This is a genomic window from Bacteroides sp. AM37-9 (genome assembly GCF_003603455.1).
GTDB classification, from domain to species: Bacteria; Bacteroidota; Bacteroidia; order Bacteroidales; family Bacteroidaceae; genus Bacteroides; species Bacteroides xylanisolvens.
On sequence record NZ_QTNF01000049.1, the window covers coordinates 23,067 to 36,470 of the forward strand.

A 13,404-nucleotide genomic window follows, 5' to 3' on the forward strand; every position below is an offset into this window, starting at 1 on the left:
TATGATCTGATAATTTTTTACTATAATTAATAAGTATGAAGAATATTCTTTTTTTCATAGGTCTATTTTCTTTTCTTTTTTGTTGCAAATGCAATTTGATTGCTCAAGAAATTCAAGAAGATGTACTTTATAAAATTGTAAGTCCAAAGGGGTTAGTCTTGGATAATCATGAGAGTCCGAGCAATATGACTGGTGTTTTCCTGGAAAAAGAAAAGAAAGGAGCTAAAGGACAATTATGGAGAATTGTACCCTACAAGGAATGTTATGTAATTTATAGTCCGTTTACGACCAAAAGTTTGGATATTGTCGATACAGATAATGGTAAACATCCATTGAATCTATGGGATTATAGTAGAGCGAATGTGAATCAACATTGGCGTATAGTGCCGGATACGGATGGACGTTATGTTATTTTGCATAATAATTCAAACTGGGGAATGACTTTTAAGGGAAATGAGAAAGAAGGTGCCCCAATATATGCTACAAATGTTTCAGAAACAACTTGGAAGTTTGTTAAAACCTCAGTAAAACTACCTCCGGAGAATATCCGTGGAAAGCATGAATGGGAGAATGAACAAATATTTGCTGTGAATAAAGAACCAGGGCATAGTACTTATATACCATATCCTTCAATAGAAAGTTTACGGAATGATAGATTATATTATGAGAAACCGTGGGAAACCCCTTCTTCCTCATTTTATAGTTCATTAAATGGGCAATGGAAATTTTATTGGGCGAAGCAGCCATCAGAACGTCCGGTCGACTTTTATAAAACAACTTATGATACTTCGACTTGGGATGAGATAATGGTACCATCTAATTGGGAAATGTTGGGATATGGTACTCCTATATATACAAATGTAAATTATCCGTTTAAAAATCTTCCTTCAAAAATTCTGCCACAAAAAGGGTTTACTAATGAGACAGAGATGAATCCGGTTGGTTCATATCGTCGTAATTTTCAAATACCAAAAGATTGGGATGGTAAGAAAATCTTTCTTCATTTTGATGGAGTTTATAGTGGTATGTATGTTTGGGTAAATGGGCGTAAAGTCGGTTATAGTCAAGGGGCTAACAATGATGCGGAATTTGATATAACTTCGTTTGTAAACGTAGGTGAAAACATTCTGGCGGTAGAAGTGTATCGTTGGACTGACGGGAGCTATATTGAAGATCAGGATATGTTTCGTTTGAGCGGTATACATCGTGATGTCTATATTTATGCTACGCCTCAAATCTATATACGTGATTTTTCTTTACGATCAGATTTTCAGTTTGACGATCTTCTTTCATCAAAACTAAATGTTGATTTGTGGATTAAAAATGATGGGGGGAAAGTTGCGAAAGGGAATAGTGTTGAAATACAACTTTGGGACCCTTTTGGAAAACAGGTTGCTAATCAGGTTCAGCCGATAGAAAACTTATTCAAAAATAAAGAAAATAGATTAAGCATTTGTACATTGGTTGAGAATCCTCTATTGTGGTCGGCTGAATCTCCGCAACTTTATACTGTGATTCTGGCTTTAAAAAATGATCAGGGTAAAGAGATAGAAGCAATATCTTCGAAGTTTGGCTTTCGTAAAATAGAGATAAAAAATAAACGTGTTTATCTAAATAACGAGCAAGTTTTTTTTAAAGGAACCAATAGGCATGATATAGACCCGAGATTTGGTAAAGCAGTACCTGTATCTACAATGATAAAGGACATTGAACTGATGAAGCGACATAATATTAATACAGTGCGTACTAGTCATTATCCCAATAGTCCTAAAATGTATGCTTTATATGATTACTATGGTCTATATGTGATGGATGAGGCTGACCTTGAGAATCATGGGAATCATGGATTAAGTGATAAGCTTTCCTGGCAACCTGCATTTCTGGATAGAATTACTAGAGTAATCCAAAGAGATAAGAACCATCCTTCTGTTATTTTCTGGTCTCTTGGAAATGAGGGAGGAGCCGGTGTTAATTTTGACGCAATGTATAAACGAGCGAAAGAATTGGATCCTTCGCGCCCTGTACACTATGAAGGAAAGAATGATGCTGCTGATATTGATTCGCAGATGTATCCTGATATTGCACGAATGAGTCGTTTTGATCAGTTAGATACAAATAAGCCTTACTTTTTATGTGAATATGCTCATTCTATGGGAAATGCTCCGGGAAATTTAGCTGAATACTGGGAGTATATTGAAAATAAGTCTCAACGTATGATCGGTGCTTGTATATGGGATTGGGTTGATCAAGGTATTAATAAAGTAGGAGCACCAACGAGTCATTATTATTATGGAGGGGATTTTGGTGATAAACCGAATGATGCGGATTTTTGTTGCAACGGGTTGGTGACGCCTGACCGTCGGGTAACAGCAAAGCTACTGGAGGTGAAGAAAGTATATCAGTATATAAAATTACGTCCATTGGCAATGTCTGCAGGTAAGATTGAAGTGAGTAATGGCTATGATTTTCTGAATTTGAATAATTTCCGTGTAGTTTGGAAGATATTGAAAGATGGAATGGAAATAGAACAAGGGACCATAGACGAAGGGCTTAATTTGCCTCCAAATGAGAAGGCAACTCTTACAATACCTTATACTACAAAAATTAATAGTGACAGTGAATTTTTCCTGAATATTTATTTTTTGACAAAAAATAAAATGTCTTGGGCAGAAGCCGGTTATTGTATAGCAGAAGAGCAAATTTCTTTAAATGAGCGCCCTTCTATTGCAAAGGTTGATTTGTCATCTTTAAGAGAATTGAAGATTGATGTTCTAAAGGATAGTTTAGGTATACATGGTTCGAATTTCCAAGTTCTATTCAATAAGTTGAATGGAAAACTTCTTTCGTTGAAATATAGTGGAAAAGAAAGGATATATAATAACGGTGGGCTGATGCTCAACTGGTATCGTAGTGTGGGAAATGATAAGTATACAGACCAACATTATTATAACTCAAATATTAAGAATCTTCTTTTTAATTATAGACTAGATGAGACGGGAAAGTTTGTAACGTTAATAGTTAATGCTACAGTAAACGTAGATGCTCCCAAACCAATTGAAATCCCATATTCGGTAAAATATATTATCTATGAGAACGGTATTATAGATGTGGAGGCAAGTTTCATGAAATATGCAGATGCGACGATTATTCGTCGCCTGGGGCTTCAATTGGTAATGCCTTCCGGATACGAAAATGTTCAATGGTATGGTTGTGGTCCTCATGAGAATTATATTGATAGGGTTCAATCTGCTATGATAGGGTGCTATAATATGACTGTTGATGATATGGTATCAGAACATTACGTGCGGTCTCAGAGTATGGGGAATCGTGAAAAAATCCGTTGGGTGACAATTACAGACGCAAAGGGAGATGGATTAAAAATAACGTCAAAAGACAACTTGAGTTTTAGTGCTTTGCATTATACCGATCAGGATTTGTGGAAGGTTGCCCATGACTTCAAACTAAAAGAAATAAAGAAGCCAGAAGTTTATCTTAATTTGGATTGTATACAACAGGGATTGGGAAATGCAACATGTGGAGATATACCTCTCCCTAAATATATGATTCCGGAAAATAGGCCTGTCAGTTATTCTTTTAGAATAGAACGGGTGGAATGAAAGACTTATTAATTTATTAAATGGTAAAGTTGTATGAAAATATATCTGATAATTATTTTATTCTTGATTTGTGGGTTTTATTCTTGCAAATCTACAGATGTGAAAGATAGTCATTTGACTCAATACGTTGATCCGTTTGTAGGTACTGCTTATACTGGACATACAACTCCTGCAGCAGCTTGTCCATTAGGATTTGTTCAGCCAGGGCCTCAAACAGGAAATTTTGGCTGGGAACATTGTAGTGGTTATAATTATAATGATTCGTTGATTTGGGGATTTACTCAAAATAAACTCAATGGAACCGGTATACCTGATATGGGCGATCTGTTGATGATGCCATTTTCCGGAGTTTCGGGAAAAGAGTTTAAGAGTAAATATTCTAAAGATAGAGAGATAGCTTCGCCAGGATATTATTCTGTATATTTAGACGATAATCATGTTAAAGTAGAATTAAGTTGTACTCCTCATGTTGCCATACATAAATACTCTTTTGACCAAGACGGAGGAGCAGTATATATTAATTTTCAAAGTGGTTCTGTTAGTACGGAAGAACAGTATGAAATTCGTGTCATAAATTCAAAGGTGAATGTTACGGATGATTATACAATATCAGGGTTTCATCATTTGAAAGGATGGGTAGAACGGCAATTATATTATATTATTCAGTTTGATAAACCGATTGTATCTATTGATACGATAAAAGGGAATGAACATAATAAGGCTCCTATTTGTGTCTTTCATTTTAATCAGAAAAAAGGAGATGTTTTACAGGCTAAAGTTGCTTTATCTACAGTCAGTATAGAGGGGGCGTACGGGAATATGGATTCAGAATTAGCACATTGGAATTTTAATCAAGTGAAAGAGGGGAGTAGCAAAAGATGGGAAGACATATTATCACGAGTTGAGATAGAAGGAAGTGTGGAGCAAAAAAGAAACTTTTATACATCCATGTACCATCTCTTTTTTCAACCCAATAATATAGCAGATGTAAATGGAAAATACCGTGGGGCTAATGATTCTGTTTTTGTTTCTTTGTCAGGTGAATATTATTCAACATTTTCATTATGGGATACTTTTCGTGCCGCTCATCCTATGTACACAATATTGGTTCCGGAAAAGGTTCCTGATATGATAAATACAATGTTAACTCATAGTAAAGTGCAGGGATTCTTGCCTATTTGGGCTTTGTGGGGAAAGGAAAATTATTGTATGATCGGTAACCATGGAATTCCAGTAGTAGTGGAAGCTTGTATGAAAGATATTAAGGGGATAGATCCGGAACAGGTATATGGTGAAGTGAAAAACACATTGACTCGAAATCATTATCGTTCAGAATGGAATATCTATGATAAATATGGATACTATCCGTTTGATTTGATTAAAGATGAAGCTGTGTCCCGTACATTAGAAAGTGCTTATGATGATTATTGTGCAGCACAACTGGCACGGAAATTAGGCAAAGAAGAAGATTATCGTTTTTTCATGAAGAGAGCTTATTATTATAAGAACTTGTTTGATCCGGAAAGTCGACTGATGAGGGGGAAGGATACGGAAGGTAACTGGCGTGAGCCTTTTGACAAGTTTGCCTTATCTCATGCTGGTACAGCGGGGGGAGACTATACAGAGGGGAATGCATGGCAGTATACTTGGCATGTTTTGCATGATATTGATGGCTTGATAGATTTAATGGGGGGAAAAGAGGTCTTTATAACCAAGCTGGATTCTTTATTTTTCTTGCAGTCCGATGTGAAAAGTACAGGTTTTGTTGGTGATGTTACTGGATTAATAGGACAATATGCACATGGGAATGAACCAAGTCATCATGTGGTATATATGTATACTCTTGCGGGGGAACAGTGGCGTACAGCAGAGTTAGTAAGAGAAATTTTTGATAAGTTCTATTTGCCTAAGCCCGATGGACTGTGTGGTAATGATGATTGTGGGCAGATGTCGGCATGGTATATGTTCAGCGCATTGGGATTTTATCCGGTAGATCCGGTTAGCGGCAATTATGTGTTAGGCGCTCCTCAAATCCCTCAAGCTACTATTCATTTGCTAAATGGTAAGTTTTTCACAGTAAAAGCTCAAAATTATTCGTCAACAAATAAATATGTAAAGTCTGTAATGTTGAATGGAAACTTAATAACCAATACCATATCCCATACGCAAATAATGGATGGTGGTACATTAGTTTTTGAGATGACTGATACTCCTTTAAAACACAACTAAAATAAATTAGATATGAGAAATATATTCAAGACAGTAATTGTAATATGTATGTTGTGCACATTTATGTTATGTAATACCATAGCATTAGCTAATGTAGATAATGAAAAGAATTTCCCGGTTAAAATAACATTCGATCAGCCAGGAGCGCTTTACCATGTTAGAGAAGCTGGGAAGGCTTTTATACGGCTGAACGAATTTTATAAGAAAGTGACAGTTGAATTGCTAGATACTGATAAGAAAGTGCTAAGCCGCAAATCGTACACAATAAAGGGAAATGAGAACATGGCTGTACATTATCCGTTAAAGCAAAAAGACCTAGGTTATTATACTCTTAAAGTTATCGCTGAATCAGCCCTGAAATCTGATACGATTGAAGAAGGATTCGGTGTTATACCTAATGTGACTCTTACGAAAAAGGACTGGGATTCTCCATTTGGTATCTGTGGGCATTATGCAAGATATGATTATAAGAAATGGAATATTGCAGCTGTACAACAGAAATTAGGAATAGCCTGGGTACGTGATGAAAGTAATTGGAAGAGAGTTGTTGAAGAAAATCTGGATAGTGATCCTGATTTGGACTATTTGGATCGTCATCATATTTGCTGGCTTAATTTGTTCGGATATATCAATTCATTTGATGGTATTCAAAATGATAAAGGAGTTTGGACATGGAATAAAGACGTATCCATCTTAAAAAAGTATGTGGAATTGACAAAAGGACATTTTGCTGTGTTTGAGTCTCAAAATGAGCCGAATAATTTTGGCGGGTGGTCTAAGCGCTGGCCACATCCGCAAGGGCAGCAATGGCGTCCACAAGGTTGGGGGAAACCTTTCACTGATCTTATTAAGCAAATGTGTGATTCTATACGGTCTGTCGATCCATCCATTAAATTGATGTGGCCGGGAGAAGATGAGTGGATTGAGTACTTTGTTAATGAAAGAGGAGCCGCTCCATACATTGATATTACAGCTATTCATCCGTATGTAAATGATAAAATATACCCTGAAACAGAAAAATTTGCTTCTGGTTTTTATGATGAGCATCAAAGAGGATTGAAAAAGATGAAAGTACCTACAGAAATGTGGGTTACAGAAGTAGGATGGACTACTTATAAAAATAATGGTGAGCCGAATCGGTATATTCCTGTGACGGAATACGAACAAGCGGCTTATTTAGTTCGGACTTATTTATCTCATTTATATTATGGAGCTAAAAAGGTTTTTTGGTATGAAATGGCTGATGAGCCTTTTGGCCCGAATAATCCGGAATCCTTTTTTGGAATTCTTAGATTTAATGAATCACTTAGTGTGAAACCTTCTGCTGTAGCTTTCTCTAATATGGTGAATAATTATAGACATGCAATTCCTGTTGGTAAGTATATTGGTCAATCATATGGTTTCGCTTATGATAATCAGGGAAAGAATCAATTGTGCTTATGGACAGAAAAAGACAGTAAAGAAGAAACTTTGTATTTGCCAAATACGAAAAAGGTGAATGTGATTGACATTTTTGGAAGAGTACAACAGTTGAAAGTAATAAATGGAAAAGTTGTTATCACAATCGGTTATTTACCGATAACTATAACAGGATTTGATCAAGATGACTTTACGGGGCTATATACTCCACGTAAGGTTGTAAAGTAATATTTGAAAAAAGATTTATTAGTATTATGCAGAAAGTAAAGTTATTGATAATAATATTCATTTTTCCATTGTTAGGAATCGGTTGCGTGTGTCAAGATCAGAAGACTCCTGTCGATTATGTAAATGCATATATTGGAAACATAAGTCATCTATTAGTACCTACTTATCCAACTGTACATCTTCCTAACAGTATGCTGCGAGTATATGCTCAACGTTTGGACTATACAGGGGATCGTTTAAATGGTTTGCCATTATTCTTGATTGGACATCGAGGTGGATTTGCGTTTAACTTGAGCCCGTATCAGGGTGATACATTGGGATTAAAACCGGTAGTTGCATATGAATATGATCAAGAAGTAGTGAAGCCCTATTATTATAGTGTTCTATTAGATAGTCTGAATGCAAGAGTTAAATATGCTCCTTCACATCAATCAGCTGTATATGAAATTGATTTTAATAATCATGCTGGTTCCTATCTGATTTTAAATTCAAAAAAAGGAAACCTAAAAGTGGCGGGAAATACAGTTTCAGGCGATCAACCAATTGGTAAAGGGGATAAGGCTTATATTTATTTGGAGACGGAAGTAGCGCCGGTTTCCAGTGGAATTCTGTCCGAACAAGGAATAGAGCAAACGGTTAGTGGAGGAAGCTGTGTTGTTTTAAAATTCCCCAAAGAGGTTCGTGTGATGAAGATTCGTTATGGTATTTCATTTATTAGTAGCGAACAGGCAAGAAAGAATCTGTATCGGGAAATTGAAGGGTATAATGTAGACAGCGTAGCACAGATAGGACGTAATATATGGAATGAAAAATTAAATAAAATATCTGTTCAGGGCAATGATGAAGACCAGAAAACTGTATTTTATACTTCTATATATCGGGTCTGTGAACGTCCGGTATGCATTTCGGAAGATGGGTATTATTATAGTGGATTTGATAAAAAGGTACATAATGACAATGGAGTACCTTTCTATACAGATGATTGGTTTTGGGACACCTTTCGAGCAGCACATCCATTACGAGTTATTATGGACCCGGCTGTTGAGCAAGATATGTTGAGTTCATATATCCGGATGGCGGAAGAACGGGATAATTATTGGATGCCAACATTTCCTGTAGTTACGGGGGATAATCATAGTATGAATAGTAATCATGGAGTTGCTACATTTATAGATGCTTACAATAAAGGATTGAGGAATTTTAATTTGTCGAAGGCTTATGAAGCCTGCAAGACAGCCATAACTGAAAAAACACTTATTCCGTGGTCTGACGCAAAAGCAGGAGTATTGGATGAATTTTATTTAAAAAATGGTTATTTCCCATCACTTGTTCCCGGAGAACAGGAAACAGTCGAAGAAGTGAATTCGTTTGAGAGGAGGCAGCCTGTTGCAGTGACTTTGGGTACAGTATATGACGAATGGTGCTTATCACAGATTGCTAAAGCGTTGGATAAAAAAGAAGACTATCAATACTTTTTGCATAGAAGTCTGAATTATAAAAAAATATTTAATCCAGCTACTAAATTCTTTCATCCGAAAGATAGTAGAGGTAATTTTATAGAACCATTTGATTATCGATATTCCTGGGGAGTTGGATTTAGAGATGCTTATGATGAGAATAATGGTTGGATATATCGTTGGGATTTATTACACAACATTGCTGATTTAGTGAGTATGATTGGTGGTAATCAGCTTTTTATTGATGAATTGGAACGTATGTACTATACCCCATTAGGACAGAATCGGGTTCATTTTTATAGCCAGAATGCAGACCATACAGGTAATGTGGGGCAATTTTCAATGGCGAATGAGCCTTGTTTACACATTCCTTATCTATATAATTATGCCGGTGCTCCCTGGCGCACCCAAAAGAGGGTTCGTCGTTTATTGGAACAGTGGTTTCGTAATGACGTAATGGGAGTACCTGGTGATGAAGACGGAGGAGGGTTGTCAGCTTTTGTCGCTTTCTCTTCTTTAGGTTTCTATCCTATAACGCCGGGGTTACCAATGTATGTGATAGGAAGTCCAGTTTTTGAACGTTCTGTTATAAAATTGGATAATGGTAAAACATTCGAAATAGTATGTAAGAATTATGCTCCTCAGAATAAATACATTCAATTTGCTACTTTGAATGGAAAAGTTTGGAACAAATCATGGTTCAGTCATGAAGAGTTGGAAAAAGGAGGTAAACTTGAGTTGATAATGGGAGAATATCCTAATAAATCATGGGCCTCATTACCTGAATCCATTCCTCCATCTTTTGAAATGGTAGAGAACCAGGATCGTTTATAAAATGTAAAATACCAATTTGTAGAACTTTTAAATTAGTGGTTATGAAAAATATACGTTTGATCATGTTAGGAGTATTATGTTTACTCTTTGTCATTCATGTTGGTGGTTGTAAAGATGATGATGGAGGGGATTCAGCTGTTGGTTATAATTTAACTACGCAAAAGGATGTAAATAACTTCTTGGAATCGGGAAATATATCTTATCTTATTATTTCAGGAGAGGATATAACAGATTTGTCTGCATTAAAGTTTGCTTCTATTGGAACTTTGATTATTAGGAATACCAATGTACTTGACCTGTCTCTTCCGAATTTAACATCCGTGCAAGAAGAGTTAAGGATTGAGGGCAACTCTAAACTTATAAAGATATCAGACTTGTCAAAACTAAAAGAGATTAATGGAGAATTAGTAATTAATAATAATGTACTGTTAACAGATATCTCGGGTCTTTTGGATATACAAGGTGGTGCTGGTACTATTAGTGTTATTAATAATAAAGCCTTGGGAGAAGATAAGCCTTTGGTGGGAGAAGATTATTCTTATGGATTGTTCCCATTGAGGTATTTATATGAAAAAGGAAAGTTTGATGGTACATTCCGTATTGCTGATAATCATCCTGGGGCAGCCACAGATATAGAAGATATAGGTAAGTTGGAAGATGGAATTTCGAGTTATACGATTGCTTCCCGTAAAGATGCTTTAGAGTTTGCTCCAACCAATACCACTGTACGTAATTTAACAATATCAGGTAGTGAGATAACGGACGAAGTGTTGAGATTGTTGACGGGAAAGGTGAAAAAGATTATTGGTACATTGACTATAGAAGGGACAGTTATAACCAATACAGAAGGTTTTTTTGATGTTGTTAGTGTGGAAGGGGATATAATATTTCGCAATAACACTCCTGGAAATGGATACGATGCTATTTTTAGTAATGGTTTACGCTTTTATGAAAAAATCAATGGAGATTTGATTATAGATAATACTCCGATTAAGTTTTGGGGAAAGGGAAGTAGTTTTGCTCAAATAAAGGAAATTGCTGGAGATTTCAGAATACTTAATAATCCATATCAAGGTACGCGAGGTGACGAATTAGACGGCATGCCATTATTAAAGAAAGTTGGGGGAGATTTAGAGGTTAGCGGTTGCCCCAATATTGTAAATATGCAAACATTTATGATGGCATTACAAGAGATTGGAGGGAGATTGATTTATAAAAACAATCCGAAAGTGGTTAGTTTGAGTGGTTTTGAATCTCTAAAATCTATCGGCAACGGAATCGAAATTAGCAGAAATGGGAATACTGATGGGGAAATTCCGACCTATGGCTCGACAGGGCGTCCCGGATGGTGTATGGTTAAGGCATGGATAGAAGATGAAATAGTGAAAAATACTTCAGACGTTATTCTTGCATATAGCGATGGAGAATTAGTTGATTTAAGCATGATTGAGGCTTGTGATGGTTTTAATCCCTCAAAGGATGATGGTATACCCTATTTTTCACTTGCATTTCTCATATTCTCATTGTTTTTCGATAAACGAAAGATAATCAAATAGATATATTATGAGAAATACTTTTCAAAACGGCATTTCTCATAATATTACCAGCTTTTTATGCTGAAAATAGTGTATTTCTCATAGACTTTTTTTTTATTCTCATATTCCTTTTATGCATTTTCTCTATTTCTTGTTTTTTGTGGTCGTCATTCTGTTCCTCCCAGTCTTTTTCCGGACTGATTGTTATTCTTCCTTTTTTATATAAGTAACTTTTTATAAAGCAATTACCTTGCCTTACTTTACTGCTTTCCTGTATTAAGTTCTCCTTATCCCTTTATATTTTATCCTAATCATTGTTGTGTTTTGCTATAAGTATTTGTATCGTTTCACTGGAGTGGGCAGATCATTGCACTCTAGTGAACGGTACTGTCTACTCTAGTGCACAGACCTTTCCACTCTAGTGGAACGATATGGCTGCTTATACATAAATATGCTAATGTCTACTCTTTATACTCCGCATGTCCATTTTATAATCTATTATTTAAGTATTACCTGATTACATCTCTAGCTTGGCTTGACTTCATAATAGTCTGATGCTTCCTTTGCCTTGTAGTAGACTCTTTTTTTACTGCGTGTTTCGTTGCAGTCCATGCTAACTATTACGGTTTTGTCGAAGAATAACTTGAATACTCTGCAAAACAAGTAAAAAAGTATTTGGAATCGCTTGGAAAATCTATGAGAAATGTTTTTGAAAGTGATGAAAAGCTATGAGAAATACGTTGTTTTATGGATAAAACGCTGGTAATACTATGAGAAATGCCGTTTTGAAAAGTATTTCTCATAGTGTTATGCATTTGATTTATATATAGTTATTGTATTTACTATGAGAATATGAGAAATGAAAATTGAAAATCGTTTGCAGGAACCTGCCCTGAGCGTTTTTATTTTGATACAATCAGGGCAAACGTCCGCCTGAGTTTAATTCATCAATACATTGCTTTAAGTCGTAAGGACAAATTAGTGGGGATTTGAAAGTTGCCAATATATAGCTATAATAATTTTATGTCTCATACCTATTTCTTTGTCAAAATTGTTTGTTTGCTAAATATAAATTGCTACTTTTGTCGTAGTTTACTTTCGAGCGATGAAGGTAACTTTTTAATATTTTTATTGAGAACGGTTATTTGTTACATTCATATATAAAATCCGCTAAATTTTAACTTTCGTGAATGGAATGAGTGACAAGTCTCGCGCACTTTTGTCTGTATAACCTTGTTATATACTCAGTTGGGCGTGGGGCTATCATTCATGTTCACGAAAGGGGTCTTAGCGGATACCTATATATGGCATGAATAGATAGTTTCCACGCTCTTTCTTTTTTATAAACCCTCGCACCATCGGGAACTGATGCGGTAAATAACGCAACCTATGTACGGAGACTTTAATCGCATTGTTGTCCAGCTGGTTCAGCATCCTGTCATGCACAAACCTCTCTCGGATTTAACCTATACGGAATGTGAACTGGCCTATGCTTTGATAAGAGAATTGATTGATTTGTCAACTGAAGGTGATTATACTTTATTGGACTATATCCAAATGGTTCGCCTGGAGTATTATCTGGGTGAGTTGTCTTGTAAGATCAACTGTAGTAGGGAGGAAACTGCCCTTCATTATGCGGGCGCTCTTCATCTATTAGAAAAAGGCGGCTTTGATTTGGGCATAAAGAAGTGGGTTGAACTTGTCAGCCTGCGGATCGAGAATCCTAAAAAAGAATGATATTCTGATTTTGTATATAGAGTCTGATCGGTATACTCAGTATTTATCCGGCATATCTATATGGAATAGTCAACCGTTAGACTGCTTAGAACAAGTATTCTAACGGTTGACAATAAATTCTCTTGCTTTTATAATATTTTTCTATATATCCTGTTAATTACTCTATTAGTCATGCCCAATTAACCATTCCAATTAATCCATCCTCTTTAATAATCCTCTTTAATCCATCCCCTTTAATAATCTCCTTTTGTAATGTCCCTTTGTGGTATATCCCTAGTATTCTTTTTACATTTCCTTCTTTTTCTTGTTTTCCTTCTATATCATCTTCTTGTCTCTTTCTTCCTGTTG

At 35.8% G+C, this 13,404-nt stretch carries 6 protein-coding genes; all 6 read left to right on the forward strand.

Annotated features, from left to right (window positions below; genetic code table 11):
* Nucleotides 1–35 precede the first annotated feature (35 nt).
* The gene (locus DW862_RS23585; RefSeq protein WP_120070807.1) at nt 36–3,617 is read left to right on the forward strand and encodes a glycoside hydrolase family 2 TIM barrel-domain containing protein; all 3,582 of its coding nucleotides are present in this window, start codon (nt 36–38) and stop codon (nt 3,615–3,617) included.
* A 33-nt stretch (nt 3,618–3,650) separates the two neighbouring features.
* Nucleotides 3,651–5,846, forward strand: coding sequence for a GH92 family glycosyl hydrolase (locus tag DW862_RS23590; protein WP_120070810.1), 2,196 nt, complete (start codon nt 3,651–3,653; stop codon nt 5,844–5,846).
* A gap of 12 nt (nt 5,847–5,858) precedes the next feature.
* The gene (locus tag DW862_RS23595; protein WP_243636523.1) at nt 5,859–7,493 is read left to right on the forward strand and encodes a hypothetical protein; all 1,635 of its coding nucleotides are present in this window, start codon (nt 5,859–5,861) and stop codon (nt 7,491–7,493) included.
* 26 nt (nt 7,494–7,519) lie between these two features.
* The gene (locus DW862_RS23600; protein WP_120070813.1) at nt 7,520–9,784 is read left to right on the forward strand and encodes a GH92 family glycosyl hydrolase; all 2,265 of its coding nucleotides are present in this window, start codon (nt 7,520–7,522) and stop codon (nt 9,782–9,784) included.
* Nucleotides 9,785–9,825: 41 nt separating this feature from the next.
* On the forward strand, nt 9,826–11,340 hold the full coding sequence (locus DW862_RS23605; RefSeq protein WP_133304341.1) for a hypothetical protein: 1,515 nt from the start codon (nt 9,826–9,828) through the stop codon (nt 11,338–11,340).
* A gap of 1,368 nt (nt 11,341–12,708) precedes the next feature.
* Nucleotides 12,709–13,056 (forward strand): hypothetical protein, encoded by a 348-nt coding sequence (locus DW862_RS23610; protein ID WP_120070819.1) that lies wholly within the window; start codon nt 12,709–12,711, stop codon nt 13,054–13,056.
* Nucleotides 13,057–13,404 lie beyond the last annotated feature (348 nt).